This window comes from Rathayibacter caricis DSM 15933, assembly GCF_003044275.1.
In the GTDB taxonomy this organism is placed as follows: Bacteria; Actinomycetota; Actinomycetes; order Actinomycetales; family Microbacteriaceae; genus Rathayibacter; species Rathayibacter caricis.
Genome location: NZ_PZPL01000001.1, coordinates 752,434 through 773,518, shown reverse-complemented (window position 1 = coordinate 773,518; position 21,085 = coordinate 752,434). Strand labels below are relative to the sequence as shown.

Sequence of the window (21,085 nt, the reverse complement as noted above, 5' to 3'; positions counted from 1 at the left end):
CACGATGAGCGAACCCCGGGTCCTTGCAGCGCGCGCCTTCCGAGACGGCGGCGGATGGTGGACGATCGAGATCCCCGAACTCGCCTCGACCGCCGCGAACGGAGCCGTCGTCGTGGCGACGGGCGGCGCGATCTCCACGCGTCGCATACCGACTGCCGCACGCGAACTCGCCGCGGTGTTCCTCGACGTCGGCCTCGACGAGGTCGACGTGAGGGTGACCGTCGAAGCGCCGGCCGAGGTCCTCGCGAAGTGGAACGAGGGCGCCCGGGCCGAGGCGGAGGCGCGCGCGGCACTGCGGCGCGCCGGCGATCTCCGACGCGAGGCCGTCCGCGAGCTCCGCGACGGGGGCTACACCGTCGAAGCCGTCGCGGCAGCGCTGCAGATCAGCCCTGCCCGCGTCTCCCAGCTCGCCGACGCGCGGATCGAACTCGACAGGAGCGCGTGACGGAGGCGTCGGGCCCGCCTCCTGCGCCGGGCGCGGCGTCGAGAGGCACGCCGCGAGGCGCGCACATGACGGACGTGTAAACGGTTCCAGACACCACCCCGGGCGGCGTATACGATTCTTCACAGTCCGTGGCGGGCGGCCGTCGCCGGCGGACACCGCCGCATCCTGCCCCCGACCAGAGGTTCCCCCGCCGTGTCTGTTCCCTCCGCGCGCCCCGACGCCTCCGCTCTCCGCGGGCTCCGAGCGCTCCTGTTCGATCTCGACGGCGTCCTGACGCCGACCGCCGACGTGCACATGCACGCATGGTCGCGGCTCTTCACGTCGTACCTCGAGTCGAAGGGGATCGCCGAGGGCTACTCCGACGCCGACTACTTCCGCTACGTCGACGGGCGCCCGCGCTACGACGGCGTCCGGGCGCTCCTCGCCTCCCGCGGCATCGTGCTGCCCGAGGGCGAGCCGTCCGACGACCCCGCGCTCGAGACGGTCTGCGGGCTGGGCAACCGCAAGAACGCGGCGTTCAACGCCGTGCTCGAGGCGGAGGGGGTCGCCCCCTACCCCGGCTCGCTCGCGTTCCTCGACGCCGCGATCGCCGCGGGGGTCGAGGTCGCCGTCGTGACCTCCTCCCGCAACGGCGTGCCCGTGCTCGTCGCCGCCGGCCTGCGCGACCGCTTCGAGGTGGTCGTCGACGGCCTGCTCGCCGCCGAGCGCTCCATCGCGGGCAAGCCCGCTCCCGACACCTACCTCTACGCCGCCGAGATGCTCGGACTCACCGCCGCCGAGTGCGCCGTCGTCGAGGACGCTCACTCCGGAGTGGCCGCCGGCCGCGCGGGCGCCTTCGGACTCGTCATCGGGGTCGACCGCGGAGTCGGCGCCGAGACCCTGCTCGAGCACGGCGCCGACCTCGTCGTGGACGACCTGGCCGAGCTCCTCCCCTTCCTCCCCGTCTCCACCCCCGAGGACGCCGCATGAACCCCATCACCTCCGACCCGCTCGACCGCAACCGCTTCCCGGTCGACGAGTGGGCCCTGCTCGAGACCGAGTTCGCGAGCGAGCTGCAGGGGCGCACCGAGACGCTCTTCGCGACCGGCAACGGCTACCTCGGCCTCCGCGGCAACGTCGAGGAGGGTCGCGACGGCTACGCCTACGGCTCCTTCATCAACGGCTTCCACGAGACCTGGCCCATCCGCCACGCGGAGGAGGCGTTCGGCTTCGCCCGCGTCGGCCAGACCATCGTGAACGTGCCGGACGCCAAGATCGTCCGCCTGTACGTCGACGACGAGCCGTTCGTGCTCAGCGAGGCCGACATCCTCTCGTACTCGCGCCGCCTCGACTTCGCGAACGGCGTGCTGCACCGCGAGCTCGAGTGGCGCACCCCGTCGGGCAAGCGCGTGCTCATCCGCTCGCGCCGTCTGGTGTCCTTCACCGACCGCCACCTGGCGATCCTCGACTACGAGGTGGAGCTCCTCGACGGCGACGCGTCGGTGCTCATCTCGAGCCAGATCCTCAACCGCCAGGACGGAGTGGACGAGTACCACGCGCCCTCGGGCAGCGAGGCGGCGGGCTTCGACCCGCGCAAGGCCGAGTCCTTCGAGGACCGCGTGCTCCAGCCGCGTCTGAAGCGGGTCAACGGAACGCGCTACCTGCTCGGCTACCGCACCACGAACTCGCAGATGACGATCGCGTGCGGCGCCGAGCACGTCCTCGAGACCGAGAACGAGTGGGACCAGACCTCCCAGATCGACGACGACCTCGCCAAGCACGTCTACCGCGTCAAGGCGAAGGCGGGCAACCCGATCCGCCTGGTCAAGACGCTGACGTACCACACCTCCCGCGGCGTGCCGGTGCGCGAGCTCGCCGACCGCTGCGACCGCACCCTCGACCGCGCCCGCGAGACGCCGGTCGAGGAGCAGTTCGTCAAGCAGCGCGAGTGGCTCGACGACTTCTGGGCCCGCTCCGACGTGCAGATCGACGGTCAGCCCGCGATCCAGCAGGCCACCCGCTGGAACCTCTTCCAGCTCGCCCAGTCGACCGCGCGCACCGACGGCGGCGGAGTCGCGGCCAAGGGCGTGTCGGGGTCGGGATACGGCGGCCACTACTTCTGGGACACCGAGGTCTACGTCCTCCCGTTCCTCAGCTACACCGCGCCGCTCGTCGCCCGGAACGCGCTGCGCTTCCGCCAGAACATGCTCGAGGCGGCGCGCGCCCGCGCGGCCGAGCTCAACCAGCGCGGAGCGCTCTTCCCCTGGCGCACCATCAACGGCCAGGAGTCGTCGGCCTACTACGCCGCCGGCACCGCGCAGTACCACATCGACGCCGACATCTCGTATGCGCTGATGCAGTACGTGGCGGCGACGGGCGATGACGACTTCCTCGCGCGCGGAGCGATCGACATCCTCGTCGAGACCGCGCGCATGTGGGCCGACCTGGGCTTCTGGCGCAGCAACGGCGACGACCACTTCCACATCCACGGAGTGACGGGCCCGGACGAGTACACGACCGTCGTCAACGACAACCTGTACACGAACGTCATGGCGCGCTCGAACCTCCGCGCCGCCGCGCGCGCCGTCGAGCTGCTGAAGGCGGTCGAGCCCGCCGCGTACGAGCGGATGGCCGTCCGCCTCACGCTCGACGAGGACGAGGTCCTCGAGTGGGCCCGCGCGGCCGACAAGATGCACATCCCCTTCGACCAGCGCGCCGGCATCCACCCGCAGGACGCCGCGTTCCTCGAGAAGGAGCTGTGGGACCTCGAGAACACCCCCGCGAGCAAGCGCCCGCTGCTGCTGCACTTCCACCCGCTGGTCATCTACCGCTTCCAGGTGCTCAAGCAGGCCGACGTCGTGCTGGCGCTCCTCCTGCAGGGCAACGAGTTCACCGCCGAGCAGAAGCGCGCCGACTTCGAGTACTACGACGCGCTGACGACCGGCGACTCGACCCTCTCGGCGGTCGTGCAGTCGATCATCGCGGCCGAGGTCGGCTACCACGAGCTCTCGAAGCACTACTTCCTCTCGGCGCTCTTCGTCGACCTCGCCGATCTGCACCGCAACACCGCCGACGGCATCCACGTCGCCTCGACCGGCGGCGTCTGGAGCGCCCTCGTCTACGGCTTCGGCGGCATGCGCGACCACGGCGGACGGATCACGCTCGACCCGCGCCTGCCCGGCGACTGGGAGCGGCTGACCTTCCGCATCACGCTGCACGGCACGCGAGTGCGCGTCGAGGTCACCCAGGACGCGGTGCTGCTGACGGTCGAGACGGGCGACGCCGCGGCGATCACCGTGCGCGACGAGCGCGTGCACGTCGAGGCCGGCAACCCCGTCCGCGTGGGCCTCGGCCACCAGGGCCCGCGCCTCATCGGCGCGCCGACCACGTCCGACATCGAGGGCACCCGCCGCTCCGACGGCACCGTCATCACCGCCTCCATCCCCACGATCTCGATGACCCCCGAGCCCGAGGTCCTCACCGGCCCGTAGCGCCTCCCCTGATCGAGCAGCCCGCTCCGCGGACGTCTCGAGACGCCCGTCCCGGCGACGTCGGGTCTCGATACGCCCCTCCGGGGCTACTCGACCAGCGGGCAGAGCGTCCCGACCCGTCCTCCTGCTGATCGAGTAGCCCGCGCAGCGGGCGTATCGAGATCCCCGTGTCCTGCGAGGCCGGGTCTCGATTCGCCCCTCCGGGGCTACTCGACCAGCGGCGATCGGGTTGCGCCTCCCTTGCTGATCGAGTAGCCCGCGCAGCGGGCGTCTCGAGATCCCCGTCCACCGGCAGCGCAGCCCCGGGGAACGACGAACGGCCGGAACCCCGAAGGGTCCCGGCCGTTCCGACGGTCGAGCGCTACGCCGCAGCGACCAGCGCGCGCACCGCCGACGTGAAGAACGTCAGCCCGTCCACGCCCGAGCGCATCGCGGCGCGGGTGTCCGGGCCGAAGCCGGGCTCCACCGCGTGCTCCGGGTGCGGCATGAGCCCCACCACGTTGCCGCGGGCGTTGCTGATGCCGGCGATGTTGTTCATCGAGCCGTTGGGGTTCTCGCCGAGGTAGCGGACGACGACGCGCCCCTCCGCCTCGAGCCGCAGCAGCGTGTCGGCCGACGCGATGTAGCCGCCCTCGCCGTTCTTCAGCGGGATCGTGATCTCCTGGCCCGGCTCGAAGCCGTTGGTCCAGGCGGTGGCGGTGCTCGCGACCATCAGGCGCTGGTCGCGGCAGACGAAGGATCCGGCGTCGTTGCGGATGAGGCCGCCGGGCAGCAGGTGCGCCTCGGTCAGCATCTGGAAGCCGTTGCAGATGCCCAGGACCGGCATGCCGGCGTTCGCCGCGGCGATGACCTCGCGCATGATCGGCGAGTGCGAGGCGATCGCTCCGCAGCGCAGGTAGTCGCCGTAGGAGAAGCCGCCGGGCAGCACGATCGCGTCGACGCCCTGCAGGTCGTGGTCGCCGTGCCAGAGCGCGACGGGCTCGGCGTCGGCGAACCGGATCGCGCGCTGCGCGTCGCGGTCGTCGAGCGAGCCGGGGAAGGTGATGACGCCGATCCGCATGTCGGTCAGACCTCCGGGTAGTGGATGCCGACGACGTCCTCGATGACCGAGTTCGAGAGCATCTCGTCGGCGATGCGGGCGATCGAGGCGCGCACCTCGTCGGTGACCTCGTCGACCGTGATCTCGAAGCGCTTGCCGACGCGGACGCCGCTCACGGCGGAGTGGCCGAGGCGCGAGAGGGCGCCGGCGACGGCCTTCCCCTGGGGGTCGAGCAGCTCTGCCTTGGGCATGACCTCAACGACGATCGTGGGCATCGTGTCTCTCCGGAGTGTCGGGGGAGTGTGCGGGAGTCCGCGCGCCCATGGTACCGCCCGCGGAATCCCGGAGGAGGTGCGCTCAGCGACCCGCGGCCGTCACCCGGATCGCGTTCGCCCAGGGGTCCTCGAACCCGAGCGTCCGTCCGTCGTCCTGCGTCGCGATCGACGCGTGGCGCAGCCGCTCCTCGAGGGCGCCGAGGTCGTCGGCGCCGGGCACGACGATCTCGACCTGCCCGAGTCCGAGGGCGAGCTGCCGCCGTCCGGCGCCGAGCGAGTTCCAGGTGTTCATGGCCATGTGGTGGTGGTAGCCGCCTGCCGAGACGAAGAGCGCCTGGCCGCCGTACGCGATCGTGGTCTCGAAGCCGAGCCGGTCGACGTAGAACTCCTTCGCCGTCGCCACGTCGCCGACGCTGAGGTGCACGTGCCCGACGGAGGCGCCGCCGAGGCGGGGCTGCGCGATCGACTCCTCGGTGAGGTGCTCCTGGAGGAACGTGTTCGGGTCGAGGAACAGGGTGCCCATCTCGATCCGCCCGTGCGTCCACGACCACTGGGTGCGGTCGCGGTCCCAGTAGAGCTCGACGCCGTTGTGCTCGGGGTCGTCGAAGTAGAAGGCCTTGCTGACCAGGTGGTCGGAGCTGCCGGTGAAGGAGCCCGGGTGCCGGGTCGCGACACTGTAGACGGCCGCGGCGAGCGCCGCCTCCGACTCGCACAGGATCGCCGTGTGGAAGAGCCCGGCCGCGCGGGGGCCGGCGTGGCGCAGCTCCGGGGCGTGCTGCAGGATCACGGCGGCGACGCCTCCGCGGCCCAGCACGGCGACGGAGCCGTCCTGCGAGAGGACGTCGAGGGTGACGGCGTCGCGGTAGTACGCGACCATCCCGTCGAGGTCGGCGACGCGCAGGGTGACCGCGCCCATCGTCGTGTCGGGCGCGAGCAGGTCGGGGGCAGTGGCGTTCATCGTGTTCACGCTAGACCCAACTCAGTTGTAGCCACAACTATTTCCTCGGCCACTCGCCGACCTTCATAGAGTCCTCATCGGATTCGCCCAGCGCGCCGCGAAGGCGCGGTCGTTCACTGAAGTCCTGTCGCGACGACCGCGACCCGGCTGGAGGACGAACCATGAACGAGACGCACGAATCGGACGGATCGGAGCGACTGCCCGACCCCGCCGCCGCGCCCGAGGAGCGTCTCGCGCTCCGCACCGACGACCGCCGCCGTCGACGCCGCGCGCTGATCGCGGGTGGCGCCGGGCTCGCCGTGCTGATCGGCGTCGCGGCGGGCGGAGTCTCGTACGCGGGCACCACCGAGGCCGCGTCGTCGTCCTCCTCGAACACCGCGACGATCGTCTACCCCGGCGGCTCGCACGGGTCCTTCGGCGGCGGCTTCGCGATCTCCCCGTACGGCAGCGGGTCCGGGTACGGCAGCGGCTCCGGTTACAGCGGCGGGTCCGGCTCCTCGTCGAGCACGAGCACGCCCACCGACGTCGTCCCCGCCTCGACCGCGCAGACCACCGGAGTCGTCACGATCGTCTCCGACCTGACCTACCAGGGGGCGCGCTCCGCCGGCACCGGCGTGATCCTCACCTCCGACGGCATGATCCTGACCAACAACCACGTGGTCGAGGGCGCGACGGGCATCGCCGTCACCGTCGAGTCGACCGGCGAGACCTACACGGCCCGCGTCGTCGGCACCGACGCGACGAACGACATCGCCGTGCTCCAGCTCGAGGACGCCTCCGGCCTCACCCCCGCGACGCTCGACACCGACGGCGTCGCGGTCGGCGACTCCGTGACCGCCGTGGGCAACGCCGAGGGCACCGGCGACCTGGTCGCCGCGGCCGGCACCGTCACCGCGCTCGAGCAGAGCATCACCACGCAGTCCGAGACGGGTGTCGCCGGAGAGACGCTGCGGGGTCTCATCCAGGTCGACGCCGACATCGTCTCGGGCGACTCGGGCGGACCCCTGGTCGACGCCTCCGGCGCGGTGGTCGGGATCGACACCGCGGCGTCGAGCGGATCCGCCGACATCACGGGCTTCGCGATCCCGATCGCGACCGCACTCGACATCGTCACGCAGATCGAGGCGGGCGCCGACACCGCCACCATCGAGATCGGCTACCCGGCGTTCCTGGGCGTCTCGCTCTCCTCGGGCGCGAGCCCGTACGCGTCCGGCGCAGGGGGCGCGGGTGCTGCGGGTGCCGTCGTCGGCGGAGTGATCGATGGCACCCCGGCCGCGACGGTCGGCCTCGCCGCCGGCGACGTGGTCACGGCCGTCGACGGCGCTCCGGTCGCCTCTGCCGACGCGCTCTCGGCGGCGCTCGCCGACCGCGAGCCCGGCGAGTCCGTCACCCTCTCCTGGACCGACGCCTCCGGAATCGCCCACTCCGCCCCCGTCACCCTCACCGAGGGCCCCGTCGCCTGATCTCACGCGGAGTGACGCCCCTGCCCGCGGCTCCGTCGCCGCCCGCAGTCGGCCGCCCTCTCGACCGCCACCCGCCCACTCCGCTGGTACCCGCACGATCTGCAGGCACCCGCGCGATCTGCCGTTACCCGCACGATCTGCAGGCACCCGCCCGATCCGCAGGTACCCGCACGATCTGCAGGTGTCTGCACGATCTGCAGGCACTTGTGCGGTCTGCAGGCGATCCGGCCGGGAATGCCCTTCCCGTCGCAAGCCGGAGTCGCATGCCCGCCGCATCCCCTGCAGATCGCACAGGCGCCCCCTCCGACTCGCCGCGTTGTTTTGACTCACTCAACACAACTGCGGTAGCGTCACCGGCATGACGACACAGGACGACCGCCTCCGAGCCTCCGGGCTCAAGGCCACCGCCACGCGGCGCGCCGTCCTGCACGCACTCGAGGAGCACCCGCACTCCGGAGTCGACGAGGTCCTGGCGCGCGTGCGCGTCGAGCTCCCCGACACCTCCGCGCAAGCGGTCTACGGAGTGCTCTCCGCGTTCACCGACGCCGGCCTCACCCGCCGCATCGAGCCGGAGGGTCACCCCCGCCGCTTCGAGCTGCGGGTGGGCGACAACCACCACCACGTCGTCTGCCGGCAGTGCGGCGCCGTGGCCGACGTCGACTGCGTCGTCGGAGCGGCCCCGTGCCTGCACCCGTCCACGTCGAGCGGCTTCGCCGTCGACACGGCCGAGGTCACGTTCTGGGGCACCTGCCCCGACTGCCTCCGGGCGTCCGCGAACTGACCCGACCCCATCACCGCAGTGGTGCGCCGCACGGGCGCGCCGCCGACAGGAGGAACATGACCGAGGAACGATTCACGACGACGAACTCCGGAGCGCCGGTCGCGAGCGACCAGCACTCGCTGAGCGTCGGGGCCGACGGCCCCCTCGCGCTCCACGACCACTACCTCCTCGAGAAGCTCGCGCAGTTCAACCGCGAGCGCATCCCGGAGCGAGTCGTCCACGCCAAGGGCGGCGGAGCGTTCGGTCGCTTCGTCACCACCGGCGACGTGAGCGCCTACACCCGCGCCGCGCTCTTCCAGCCCGGCGTCGAGACCGAGATGCTCGCGCGCTTCTCGACCGTCGCCGGCGAGCAGGGCTCGCCCGACACCTGGCGCGACCCGCGCGGCTTCGCGTTGAAGTTCTACACGAGCGAGGGCAACTACGACCTCGTCGGCAACAACACCCCGGTGTTCTTCCTGCGCGACGGAATCAAGTTCCCCGACTTCATCCGCTCGCAGAAGCGCCTCCCCGGCTCGCACCTGCGCGACCACGACATGCAGTGGGACTTCTGGACCCTGTCCCCGGAGTCGGCCCACCAGGTCACCTGGCTCATGGGCGACCGCGGTCTGCCGAGCTCGTGGCGCCACATGGACGGCTTCGGATCGCACACCTACCAGTGGATCAACGCGGCCGGCGAGCGCTTCTGGGTCAAGTACCACTTCAAGACCGACCAGGGCGTCGAGATCCTCAGCCAGGAGCAGGCCGACCAGATCGCCGGAGAGGACGCCGACTTCCACATCCGCGACCTGTCCACCGCGATCGACCGCGGCGACTACCCGACCTGGACCCTCTCGGTGCAGGTCATGCCCTACGAGGACGCGAAGTCGTACCGGTTCAACCCGTTCGATCTCACCAAGGTCTGGCCGCACGCGGACTACCCGCTGATCGAGGTCGGCACGATGATCCTCGACCGCAACCCCGAGAACTACTTCGCGCAGATCGAGCAGGCCGCGTTCGCTCCGTCGAACTTCGTGCCGGGCATCGCCGCGAGCCCCGACAAGATGCTCCTCGCGCGCATCTTCAGCTACGCCGACGCGCACCGCTACCGCGTGGGCGCCAACCACGCGCAGCTCCCGGTCAACGCGCCGAAGTCGCCCGTGCACTCGTACTCGAAGGACGGCGCCATGCGCTTCGACTTCCAGAAGTCCGAGGTCCCGGTCTACGCGCCCAACACGATGGGCGGCGCGCACGCCGACCCCGCTCGCGCGGCGGAGTCGACCGGCTGGGAGAGCGACGGCGAGCTGACGCGCGCCGCGGCGACCCTGCACCCGGAGGACGACGACTTCGGCCAGGCGGGCACGCTCTACCGCGAGGTCCTCGACGACGCCGCCCGGGCTCGACTCGTGGCGAACATCGCCGGGCACGTGTCGAAGGTCACGCGTCCCGAGCTGCGCCAGCGGGTGCTGCAGTACTGGGCGAACGTCGACAGCTCGCTGTCGCAGCGCGTCGCCGAGGCGCTCGAGCCCTCCGCGCCGGGTGCCGACGTGGCCCCGGAGGAAGTGGGCATCGGAGCCTGACCCCACCGCCCGAACGAGTGCGCGGTGCCGGGCTGGACCCCGGCACCGCGCGAGTCCGATGTATCCCCGACTTCGAGAGACGAGAGAGATGACCACCGAACGATCTTCAGAGTACGTGCCTTCCCCCCTGTGGGGCTCCTACGTGTCGAGCGGAGCGGCGCCCGCGCCGTTCGTCGGCCGCTACACCGATGTCGAGCCCGCTCGGCCCCGTCGCTCCCGCGAGTACGCGGCCGCCGTGACCGGAGCCGTCGCGCTGCCGTCGACCTGACCTCCGCCTCCGCGGACCACGATCAGCGGACGGTGCGGGCTGTCGCGTGCGGCCCCGCATCGTCCGCTTCCCTCTGCCCCGGCGCCTCGTCGTCGGTCAGCGCGTCCCGGCATCCTCGAGCGGGACGGCATGGATGCGTCTCCCGACATCGGTCCGGCGCACGCCCGGCCACCAGAAGGCGTCGCCCGTGAGGAACACGAGCGCCGGCACCAGCACCGTCCGCACCACGAGTGTGTCGAGCAGGACCCCGATGCAGACGATCACGCCGATCTGCGTGAGGGCGACGACGGGGAGGACTCCCAGCACGGCGAAGACCGCGGCGAGCAGGATCCCGGCGCTCGTGATGACGCCTCCGGTCGAGGCGAGCGCCCGCACCATGCCCTCGCGCGTGCCGTGCGCCGCCCGCTCCTCGCGGGCCCGGGTGACGAGGAAGATGTTGTAGTCGACGCCCAGCGCCACGAGGAACAGGAACGCGAAGAGCACCACGTTCGCGTCGAAGGCCGGGAATCCGAGCAGTCCGCGGAACAGGAGGTTCGCCGCTCCGAGGCTGGCGAAGAAGGTCGCGAGCACGCTCGCGATCAGCAGCACCGGAGCGACGAGCGAGCGCAGGAGCAGCGCGAGGATCAGGAACACGATCGCCAGGATGATCGGGATGATCAGCGCCTGGTCCCGCTCCGATGCCGACTGCGTGTCGAGCGCTGTCGCGTCGCTCCCTCCGACGAGGCTCTCGGAGGCGTCGCCGTCGGCCGCCGAGTACGCGTCGCGGAGCGCGCCGATCGTCTCGAAGGCCGCAGCGCTCTCGGGCTCGCCGGCGAGCGTGAGGCTGAGGGCGGTCCTCCCGTTCGCGCTCTCGCCGGGGCGCACGGAGTCGACGCCGTCGGTCCCCTCGGCGATCGCGACCGCGTCTTCGACCGCGTCGTCCGGAGCGAGGACCGTCGTCTGCGCGGTGAGCCCCGCCCCGAAGGACTCGTCGATGACCGCCTGCGCCTGCACCGATTCGGGATCCCCGAGCAGCTGATCGGTCTGCGAGAGCCCGACCTGCGCTCCGATCAGTCCGAGCGAGAGCAGCGCGACGCCCAGGACGGCAGCGACGGCGACCTGCGCCGGCCGGCGGGAGACGCTGCGGCCGAGCCGGGTCCAGAGTCCCGGTCGCTCCGCGGTGCTGCCGGTTCCCGGTCGCGGCACGAACGGCCAGAAGAGCCCGCGCCCGCAGAGCACGAGAGCGGAGGGGAGCACTGCGAGGGCGAAGAGGATCGCGATCGCGACGCCGATCGCGCAGGCGAATCCGAGCGCCCGGTTCCCGGCGAGCTCGGCGAGCAGCAGGGTCAGCAGGCTCAGCGCGACGGTGCCTCCGCTGGCCGCGATCGCGGGTCCGGCGCTGCGGACCGCGGTGGACATCGCCCGGTACCGGTCGGGCTCGCGCAGAAGCTCCTCCCGATAGCGGGCGACGAGCAGCAGTGCGTAGTTGGTGCCCGCTCCGAACACGAGGACCGACAGGATCCCGCTGACGGAGGCGTCGAGCGCGATCCCCGCCGCCTCGGCCAGCGCTCCCGCGACGATCCGCGCGAGTCCGTCCGCGACGCCGACCACCACGAGAGGCACGATCCAGAGAACGGGGCTCCGGTAGGTGGCGATGAGCAGCACCGCGACCACCAGGACGGTGACGAGCAGCAGGCGGAGATCCGCGCCCGCGAACGCGTTCGAGATGTCGGCCTGGAACCCGACGGCCCCGGTCAGGAAGCTGTCCAGACCCGCCGGCAGCCCCTCCGATCCCGCGGAGCGAAGCTCGGACGCGACCCCCTCGACGTCGGCCTCCACCGAGGACTCCGTCAGCGGCACCGCGACGAGGGCCGCTTCGCCGTCCTCGCTGAACTGCGGCCGCACCGCCTCCGGGGTGGTCGACAGGAGTGCGAGTGCCTCCGCGCGCTCGGCGATCGCCGAACGGTCCTCGTCCGTCAGGCCGCCCGGGCGGTTCCACAGCAGGACGCCCGCCGTCGTGTCCGCCGACGGGAACTCCTCGAGCAGGGCGGCAGCTCGCGCCGACTCCGCGGAGTCGGGCAGACCCGACTGCGGGAAGCCCGACTCGCCGCCCGAGGGCAGCAGGGCGAACAGCGCCCCGACCGCGAGCAGGGCGGACAGCACGGTGAGCCAGGCGCGGCGACGGGTGCGGACGAGGAGGACGAGCGGTGTCATGGGTCACTTCCGACGGGATCGAGGAATTAGTCAGCCTACTGACTAATTCTGTCGAGCGCCGGAGAAGTACCCGGGGAAGCCGAGTCGGCGCTTCGCGTCGGCGAGCCGCTCCCCGCTGACGTCGAAGAGCTCCGCTCCGCGGTGGGGGGAGTCGATCTCAGTGCTCGTCACCCTCACGCCGTCGGCCGACACGTCGATGACCGACGCTCCGGACGCGGCCACCGACCTCTCGTGCCGCGGACCGGCGAGCACGTCGGTCCGGTTCGCCGCACCCGGAGCGACCACGACGGGAGCAGGGCCCGTCGTATCCACGAACGCGTGGTGCCAGTGTCCGGCGAGGACCGCGAGGACGGTGCCTCCCGATGCCGCCTCCCACAGGTCGTGCGGATTCACGAGGCCCATCACCGTGTGCAGCGGAGCCACTGCCTCGATCGGCGGGTGGTGCAGCACGATCACGACGGGCGCGTCGGGGTCCTCGGCGATCCGCTCCCGGAGCCACGCCAGTGTCGGTTCCGTGAGCAGTCCCCACGAGGCGCCGCCCGGCACCGAGGAATCGAGGGTCAGGATGCGCACGCCTCGGACAGTGGTCGCGGTGTTCCGAGGATCGGAGGATCCGAAGCCCTCCCGGTCGTCGTGATTGCCCAGCGCCAGCACGAGTTCGGCACCGCGCGCGGCGCACCAGGCCGCGAGGATGCCCCGGAGTGCGGAGTAGGACGCGGGGGCGCCGTCGTCCGCGAGGTCCCCCGAGACGACGACCGCGTCGATCCCCTCGACGGCGTCGTGGGCGGCGAGCAGCTGTTCCAGGCCGGCCCGCGTGTCCAAGATCCGGTTGTACCGCCCGGCGGGGTCCGCGAGCAGATGCGTGTCCGAGAGGTGGAGCAGTCGGAGCGGACGCTCCGACGCCTGCTCGAGGACGACGTCGGCGAACCGCGCCGCGGCCTCGATCCGCCGGGCGTTCCTCTCATCGGGCCCGTCCGTCCAGGCGATCGCCTCGTCGAGCGTCTTGCCGAAGCGGAGGTGCCGCGCCACCAGGCGCGCTCGTCTCGTGGTCTCCGGCACCCGCAGGTGGATCCGCAGATCGAGCAGTGCGCTCACGTCCTCCCAGCCCTCGTCGCGGAGCAGCAGGTAGTTGCCCTCGACCAGGACGACCGTCCCGTCCTCGACGGGGAGACTCAGGGCGCCGGGAACGGGCTCCTCGATCGCGCGGTCGAAGGAGGAGGCGCTCACCGTGGATCCGGCGGGCGCCGACCTCAGTGTCCGGAGGGCCGTCACGAACCCCTGCGCGTCGAACGTGTCGGGGGCGCCCATGCGGTCGCCCCGGCCGAGTTCGCGGAGCCGCTCCTGGGGGAGGTGGTAGCCGTCGAGCGGGAGGACGACGGATCCGGGGGTCCGCCGTCGCAGGTGCTCGGCGAGCGTGGATTTCCCGGATCCCGGCGAACCGGTCACGCCGACGAGGAGGAGGGGGCGCTCCTGCCGGGCCGCCTCGATCAGGGTGAGGGCCTCGGCGAGGGAGCTGACCGTTCGGGGGCTGCTCTCGGGGAGCTGGGGGACGTGGGAGCGGGTCATGCGCCCATTCTCGTGACCGTCCCCTGCGGTTCCGAGCGGCGAGACGGTGTCCCGTGGAGGGATCTGCCTCCGCTCCCCTGTGAAGGACGGCCGAGAGCGACACGCCCGGGATGCGCGATTTCTGCCCGTCGTTTGACACGGTGCGGATCGCTGCGTAACTTATTCCGAGTCGCCACAAAGGCCGCAGGGAAACGGAAAGAGCAGGGCTCGGAAGAGCCTCTCCTACGTCCCGGCCTCAATCGGGACCATCCACTCGCAAGGCAGCTTCTCGGAGCACGCCTCGTGTGCAGGATGTAAAGCCTTCGCAGGATCCTTCGGATCCAGCATCTTCGCCGCTCGGCGATGGACTTCGGTCCGGCCCGGGCAACGTCGGAGCGCCTTCGAGCGTGAGGACATCGCGAAGAAGCCGGATTTGACACGGCCTGCGGATGTGCTAAGTTATACAAGTTGCCACGGCGGCGGAGAGAATAACTTCTCTACAGCTTAGCCGGTCACACAGTGACAAGCAACACGGATTTACGAATACTTCGATCACTCTCGTTGTGAAGCTCCTTTGTGGGGTGGAGGCGGGGTGTGTCCGATTCTTGAGAACTCAACAGCGTGCACTATGTTCAATGCCAATTTTATAACCTCGGCCGGGTTTTGTGATCCGGTTGAGATTCCTTTGGAAATTGATGTCAGTAATGATGTCTTATTTGCTAGAGGTCAAACTTGACTTCCTTCTCTTCGGGGTTGGAGTCGTAATTTTTTTACGGAGAGTTTGATCCTGGCTCAGGACGAACGCTGGCGGCGTGCTTAACACATGCAAGTCGAACGATGAAGCCCAGCTTGCTGGGTGGATTAGTGGCGAACGGGTGAGTAACACGTGAGTAACCTGCCCTTGACTCTGGGATAAGCGCTGGAAACGGCGTCTAATACCGGATACGACCTGCCCCGGCATCGGGTGCGGGTGGAAAGTTTTTCGGTCAAGGATGGACTCGCGGCCTATCAGCTTGTTGGTGAGGTAATGGCTCACCAAGGCGACGACGGGTAGCCGGCCTGAGAGGGTGACCGGCCACACTGGGACTGAGACACGGCCCAGACTCCTACGGGAGGCAGCAGTGGGGAATATTGCACAATGGGCGAAAGCCTGATGCAGCAACGCCGCGTGGGGGATGACGGCCTTCGGGTTGTAAACCTCTTTTAGTAGGGAAGAAGGACTTCGGTTTGACGGTACCTGCAGAAAAAGCACCGGCTAACTACGTGCCAGCAGCCGCGGTAATACGTAGGGTGCAAGCGTTGTCCGGAATTATTGGGCGTAAAGAGCTCGTAGGCGGTTTGTCGCGTCTGCTGTGAAAACCCGAGGCTCAACCTCGGGCCTGCAGTGGGTACGGGCAGACTAGAGTGCGGTAGGGGAGAATGGAATTCCTGGTGTAGCGGTGGAATGCGCAGATATCAGGAGGAACACCGATGGCGAAGGCAGTTCTCTGGGCCGTTACTGACGCTGAGGAGCGAAAGCGTGGGGAGCGAACAGGATTAGATACCCTGGTAGTCCACGCCGTAAACGTTGGGAACTAGATGTGGGGACCTTTCCACGGTCTCCGTGTCGCAGCTAACGCATTAAGTTCCCCGCCTGGGGAGTACGGCCGCAAGGCTAAAACTCAAAGGAATTGACGGGGGCCCGCACAAGCGGCGGAGCATGCGGATTAATTCGATGCAACGCGAAGAACCTTACCAAGGCTTGACATATACCGGAAACTTCCAGAAATGGTTGCCCCGCAAGGTCGGTATACAGGTGGTGCATGGTTGTCGTCAGCTCGTGTCGTGAGATGTTGGGTTAAGTCCCGCAACGAGCGCAACCCTCGTTCTATGTTGCCAGCACGTCATGGTGGGAACTCATAGGAGACTGCCGGGGTCAACTCGGAGGAAGGTGGGGATGACGTCAAATCATCATGCCCCTTATGTCTTGGGCTTCACGCATGCTACAATGGCCGGTACAAAGGGCTGCGATACCGTAAGGTGGAGCGAATCCCAAAAAGCCGGTCTCAGTTCGGATTGAGGTCTGCAACTCGACCTCATGAAGTCGGAGTCGCTAGTAATCGCAGATCAGCAACGCTGCGGTGAATACGTTCCCGGGCCTTGTACACACCGCCCGTCAAGTCATGAAAGTCGGTAACACCCGAAGCCGGTGGCCTAACCCCTTGTGGGAGGGAGCCGTCGAAGGTGGGATCGGTGATTAGGACTAAGTCGTAACAAGGTAGCCGTACCGGAAGGTGCGGCTGGATCACCTCCTTTCTAAGGAGCATCTGGGCACCGCAGGGTGTCCCAGGCGCCAGATCGAAGCGAATGTCTTCGCTGGTAGCTCATGGGTGGAACATTGAACTAGGTGCAGGTCGAGTTCGTCTCGTGTCAGTACAGCCTTCGGGTTGGGAACGCACGGTGCGGAGGGTGGCTTGCACATGCACGCTGTTGGGTCCTGAGGGACCGGGCCGGCTGTCTTCGGATGGTTCGGGTCGACCTTCTGGATCCTTTCTTCACGCCTGGGTGTGTGGGGGAGGGGTACCGCCCGTATTTTGAGAACTACACAGTGGACGCGAGCATCTTAGATTCAGGACTTTCGAGTCTTGGATCGACAGAGGCGCAGGGATGCCTTCGGGTGTTCCTGCAAATCATTGAAATCTGCAATCTTCGAATTGTAGTTTCTTAACTCATGTGATTTTCAAGTTTTTAAGAGCAAACGGTGGATGCCTTGGCATCTGGAGCCGAAGAAGGACGTCGTAATCTGCGATAAGCCTCGGGGAGCTGATAAACGAGCTGTGATCCGAGGATTTCCGAATGGGGAAACCCCGCCAGGCCCTTTGTGGTGACCTGGTGACTCCCGCCTGAATATATAGGGCGGGTAGAGGGAACGTGGGGAAGTGAAACATCTCAGTACCCACAGGAAGAGAAAACAACAGTGATTCCGTTAGTAGTGGCGAGCGAACGCGGAAGAGGCTAAACCGAGCCATGTGTGATACCCGGCAGGGGTTGCATGGTCGGGGTTGTGGGACTTTTCGTCGTGTTCTGCCGAGCACGGAACGTTACAGCGCATCATAGACGAACAGGTTTGAATGCCTGGCCAGAGCGGGTGCGAGCCCCGTAGTCGAAATGGTGTTATGGCGTGAAGAGTATCCCAAGTAGCACGGGGCCCGAGAAATCCCGTGTGAATCTGTCAGGACCACCTGATAAGCCTAAATACTCCCAGATGACCGATAGCGGACAAGTACCGTGAGGGAAAGGTGAAAAGTACCCCGGGAGGGGAGTGAAATAGTACCTGAAACCGTTTGCTTACAAACCGTCGGAGCCTCCTTGTAGGGGTGACGGCGTGCCTTTTGAAGAATGAGCCTGCGAGTTAGTGCTCTGTGGCGAGGTTAACCCGTGTGGGGCAGCCGTAGCGAAAGCGAGTCCGAATAGGGCGATTCAGTCGCAGGGTCTAGACCCGAAGCGAAGTGATCTATCCATGGCCAGGTTGAAGCGACGGTAAGACGTCGTGGAGGACCGAACCCACTTCAGTTGAAAATGGAGGGGATGAGCTGTGGATAGGGGTGAAAGGCCAATCAAACTTCGTGATAGCTGGTTCTCTCCGAAATGCATTTAGGTGCAGCGTTGCGTGTTTCTTGCCGGAGGTAGAGCTACTGGATGGCCGATGGGGCCCAAAAGCTTACTGACGTCAGCCAAACTCCGAATGCCGGTAAGTGAGAGCGCAGCAGTGAGACTGTGGGGGATAAGCTTCATAGTCGAGAGGGAAACAACCCAGACCACCAACTAAGGTCCCTAAGCGCGTGCTAAGTGGGAAAGGATGTGGAGTTGCACAGACAACCAGGAGGTTGGCTTAGAAGCAGCCACCCTTGAAAGAGTGCGTAATAGCTCACTGGTCAAGTGATTCCGCGCCGACAATGTAACGGGGCTCAAGCACGCCACCGAAGTTGTGGCATTGACATTTTGTGGTAGGCCTTCGTGGTCCAGCCGTGTTGATGGGTAGGAGAGCGTCGTGTGGCGAGTGAAGCGGCGGTGTGAACCAGCCGTGGACGCCACACGAGTGAGAATGCAGGCATGAGTAGCGAAAGACGGGTGAGAAACCCGTCCTCCGGAAGACCAAGGGTTCCAGGGTCAAGCTAATCTTCCCTGGGTAAGTCGGGACCTAAGGCGAGGCCGACAGGCGTAGTCGATGGACAACGGGTTGATATTCCCGTACCGGCGAAGAACCGCCCAAGACAATCCAGTAGTGCTAAGTATCTGAATCCCTGTGATGGATCCCTTCGGGGTGAAGCGTTGGGCCTAGCGTACGACCCCGTGCTGGTGCGTTTAGCGTATTAACAGGTGTGACGCAGGAAGGTAGCCGAGCCGGGCGATGGTTGTCCCGGTCTAAGGATGTAGGGCGAACGATAGGCAAATCCGTCGTTCATATAGCCTGAGATCTGATGGGTAGACGCAAGTCGAAATCGGTGATCCTATGCTGCCAAGAAAAGCATCGACGCGAGGTTCTAGCTGCCCGTACCCCAAACCGACTCAGGTGGTCAGGTAGAGAATACCAAGGAGATCGAGAGAATCGTGGTTAAGGAACTCGGCAAAATGCCCCCGTAACTTCGGGAGAAGGGGGGCCTGAGGCGTGAACGGACTTGCTCCGGGAGCGTTCGATGGCCGCAGAGACCAGTGGGAAGCGACTGTTTACTAAAAACACAGGTCCGTGCTAAGTCGCAAGACGATGTATACGGACTGACGCCTGCCCGGTGCTGGAAGGTTAAGAGGAACGGTTAGCCGCAAGGCGAAGCTGAGAATTTAAGCCCCAGTAAACGGCGGTGGTAACTATAACCATCCTAAGGTAGCGAAATTCCTTGTCGGGTAAGTTCCGACCTGCACGAATGGCGTAACGACTTCCCAGCTGTCTCAACCGCGAACTCGGCGAAATTGCATTACGAGTAAAGATGCTCGTTACGCGCAGCAGGACGGAAAGACCCCGTGACCTTTACTATAGTTTGGTATTGGTGTTCGGTGTGGCTTGTGTAGGATAGGTGGGAGACTGTGAAGCGGGCACGCTAGTGATCGTGGAGTCATTGTTGAAATACCACTCTGGTCACTCTGGATATCTAACTTCGAACCCTAATCGGGTTCAGGGACAGTGCCTGATGGGTAGTTTAACTGGGGCGGTTGCCTCCTAAAAAGTAACGGAGGCGCCCAAAGGTTCCCTCAACCTGGTTGGCAATCAGGTGGCGAGTGTAAGTGCACAAGGGAGCTTGACTGTGAGACTGACAAGTCGAGCAGGGACGAAAGTCGGGACTAGTGATCCGGCAGTGGCTTGTGGAAGCGCTGTCGCTCAACGGATAAAAGGTACCTCGGGGATAACAGGCTGATCTTGCCCAAGAGTCCATATCGACGGCATGGTTTGGCACCTCGATGTCGGCTCGTCGCATCCTGGGGCTGGAGTAGGTCCCAAGGGTTGGGCTGTTCGCCCATTAAAGCGGTACGCGAGCTGGGTTTAGAACGTCGTGAGACAGTTCGGTCCCTATCCGCTGCGCGCGTAGGAAATTTGAGAAGATCTATCCCTAGTACGAGAGGACCGGGATGGACGAACCTCTGGTGTGTCAGTTGTTCCGCCAGGAGCACCGCTGATTAGCTACGTTCGGAACGGATAACCGCTGAAAGCATCTAAGCGGGAAGCCGGCTTCGAGATGAGATTTCCATCCCTTCGGGGGAGAGGCTCCCAGCCAGATTACTGGGTTGATAGGCCGGATGTGGAAGACAGGACTAAAGACTGTCGGAGCTGACCGGTACTAATAAGCCGATAACTTGATAATCACTACACTCATACCGTTGTAAAGGCTGGTAGGAGTGGTCAGAGATTGCTTGCGTCCACTTTGTGGTTCCCAGAATACGGGCACCGCGCCACCGAGAGGTGGTGCACATAATTGAATACACGCTTGACGTGTAACCCAGATTTGACCCCCACCAGCACCGTGTGTGCGGTGGGTGTGTCGCAAGGGTTACGGCGGCTATAGCGAGAGGGAAACGCCCGGTCACATTCCGAACCCGGAAGCTAAGACTCTCAGCGCCGATGGTACTGCAGGGGGGACCCTGTGGGAGAGTAGGACACCGCCGGACACCATTCACGATGGCCACCCAGAAATGGGTGGCCATCGCTGTTTAACCCACCACCCGCACCACCAGGCCCTGCACACGCAGAAGAGCCGGGGTTAGGGTGGACGGGATGACGGCTTCGTGCCGTCCGCCGCTTCGAGCGGTTCAACTCCACAGCGCACGATCACGACAGGCGAGGAACGCATGGACGACAGAGCACCCGACGGCGACGACCGGGGAGCCGGCAAGCGCGACCAGCGGTCGGATCGTGCGGGAGGAGCGGATCGCTCCTCCGCACCGCGCAGCAGCGGGCGCGATGACCGTCCGCGCGGTAACGGGGAGTCCCGACCGCGGCGCGAGGGCGACTTCCGCCCACGGACGGATGGTCCGTCGCGCCCCCGCGCGGACGGTGGTGCTCGTCCTTCGCGGGACGGCGACTCCCGTCCGCGTCGCGAGGGCGACTCCCGTCCGCGCTCCGACGGGGAGTCGCGTCCTCGTCGGGATGGGGATTCGCGTCCTCGTAGCGATGGTGATTCGCGTCGTCGTCGTGAGGGCGACTCCCGTCCGCGCTCCGATGGGGATTCGCGTCCGCGACGGGATGGGGATTCGCGTCCGCGTCGTGAGGGCGACTTCCGTCCGCGTACTGATGGTGACTCTCGTCCGCGTCGGGAGGGCGACTCCGGTCCGCGTCGTGAGGGTGGGTTCCGTCCTCGCACCGACGGTGACTCGCGTCCTCGTCGCGATGGGGACTCGCGTCCTCGTCGTGAGGGCGACTTCCGTCCGCGCACTGATGGGGATTCGCGTCCTCGGCGTGAGGGGGACTCCGGTCCGCGTCGTGAGGGTGGGTTCCGTCCTCGTACCGACGGTGACTCGCGTCCGCGTCGTGACGGGGACTCGCGGGGAGGACGCGACGGCGGTCGCTCGTTCTCGAACGACCGGCGGGGTGGTGGCGATCGTCAGGGCGTCCGCGGGTTCGCC

The 21,085-nt window shown here is 67.1% G+C and carries 12 protein-coding genes and 3 rRNA genes; 10 read left to right on the top strand and 5 right to left on the bottom strand.

Translation table 11 applies throughout. From position 1 onward, the window contains the following. Positions 1-4 precede the first annotated feature (4 nt). The 3 genes from C1I63_RS03580 (at position 5) to C1I63_RS03570 (ending at position 3,915) form a co-directional block, all read left to right on the top strand. Positions 5-445, top strand: coding sequence for a hypothetical protein (locus C1I63_RS03580; RefSeq protein WP_146168355.1), 441 nt, complete (start codon positions 5-7; stop codon positions 443-445). Between the two features lie 192 nt (positions 446-637). Then, entirely contained in the window at positions 638-1,414 is a 777-nt protein-coding gene (locus C1I63_RS03575) for an HAD family hydrolase (RefSeq protein WP_107573798.1), read from the top strand. Continuing rightward, positions 1,411-3,915: a glycoside hydrolase family 65 protein gene (locus C1I63_RS03570; RefSeq protein ID WP_055794298.1), complete on the top strand. Its 2,505-nt coding sequence runs from the start codon at positions 1,411-1,413 to the stop codon at positions 3,913-3,915. The genes C1I63_RS03575 and C1I63_RS03570 overlap by 4 nt, the downstream gene beginning before the upstream one ends. 361 nt (positions 3,916-4,276) lie before the next feature. Here C1I63_RS03570 and purQ read toward each other — a convergent pair whose 3' ends face one another. The 3 genes from purQ to C1I63_RS03555 form a co-directional block, all read right to left on the bottom strand. Then, positions 4,277-4,975 (bottom strand): phosphoribosylformylglycinamidine synthase subunit PurQ, encoded by a 699-nt coding sequence (gene purQ / locus C1I63_RS03565; RefSeq protein WP_107573797.1) that lies wholly within the window; start codon positions 4,973-4,975, stop codon positions 4,277-4,279. Between the two features lie 5 nt (positions 4,976-4,980). Next, on the bottom strand, positions 4,981-5,229 hold the full coding sequence (purS, locus tag C1I63_RS03560; RefSeq protein WP_055794302.1) for a phosphoribosylformylglycinamidine synthase subunit PurS: 249 nt from the start codon (positions 5,227-5,229) through the stop codon (positions 4,981-4,983). Positions 5,230-5,311: 82 nt separating this feature from the next. Continuing rightward, positions 5,312-6,187: a VOC family protein gene (locus C1I63_RS03555; RefSeq protein ID WP_107575721.1), complete on the bottom strand. Its 876-nt coding sequence runs from the start codon at positions 6,185-6,187 to the stop codon at positions 5,312-5,314. Positions 6,188-6,348: 161 nt separating this feature from the next. Between C1I63_RS03555 and C1I63_RS03550 the strand changes: the two genes are divergently transcribed. From C1I63_RS03550 to C1I63_RS19645, 4 genes are all read left to right on the top strand, one after another. Continuing rightward, positions 6,349-7,650, top strand: a complete 1,302-nt coding sequence (locus tag C1I63_RS03550; RefSeq protein ID WP_107573796.1) for a S1C family serine protease — start codon at positions 6,349-6,351, stop codon at positions 7,648-7,650. Positions 7,651-8,008: 358 nt separating this feature from the next. Then, positions 8,009-8,431: a Fur family transcriptional regulator gene (locus tag C1I63_RS03545; RefSeq protein ID WP_055794305.1), complete on the top strand. Its 423-nt coding sequence runs from the start codon at positions 8,009-8,011 to the stop codon at positions 8,429-8,431. A 56-nt stretch (positions 8,432-8,487) separates the two neighbouring features. Continuing rightward, on the top strand, positions 8,488-9,987 hold the full coding sequence (locus C1I63_RS03540) for a catalase (RefSeq protein WP_107573795.1): 1,500 nt from the start codon (positions 8,488-8,490) through the stop codon (positions 9,985-9,987). A gap of 115 nt (positions 9,988-10,102) precedes the next feature. Next, on the top strand, positions 10,103-10,255 hold the full coding sequence (locus C1I63_RS19645; protein WP_157603212.1) for a hypothetical protein: 153 nt from the start codon (positions 10,103-10,105) through the stop codon (positions 10,253-10,255). Positions 10,256-10,351: 96 nt separating this feature from the next. On the opposite strand, the gene C1I63_RS03535 is transcribed toward C1I63_RS19645, so the two are convergent. Then, entirely contained in the window at positions 10,352-12,448 is a 2,097-nt protein-coding gene (locus C1I63_RS03535; RefSeq protein WP_107573794.1) for an MMPL family transporter, read from the bottom strand. A 42-nt stretch (positions 12,449-12,490) separates the two neighbouring features. Further along, positions 12,491-14,014, bottom strand: coding sequence for a metallophosphoesterase (locus C1I63_RS03530; RefSeq protein ID WP_107573793.1), 1,524 nt, complete (start codon positions 14,012-14,014; stop codon positions 12,491-12,493). 748 nt (positions 14,015-14,762) lie between these two features. Between C1I63_RS03530 and C1I63_RS03525 the strand changes: the two genes are divergently transcribed. The 3 genes from C1I63_RS03525 to rrf all read left to right on the top strand — a co-directional run bounded on the left by C1I63_RS03525 (position 14,763) and on the right by rrf (position 20,131). Beyond that, positions 14,763-16,288 (top strand): 16S ribosomal RNA (locus C1I63_RS03525). A gap of 422 nt (positions 16,289-16,710) precedes the next feature. Next, positions 16,711-19,827: ribosomal RNA gene (locus C1I63_RS03520) — 23S ribosomal RNA — on the top strand. Between the two features lie 187 nt (positions 19,828-20,014). Beyond that, positions 20,015-20,131, top strand: a 5S ribosomal RNA gene (rrf, locus tag C1I63_RS03515). The 16S, 23S and 5S rRNA genes sit together here, the layout of an rRNA operon. Positions 20,132-21,085: the final 954 nt, after the last annotated feature.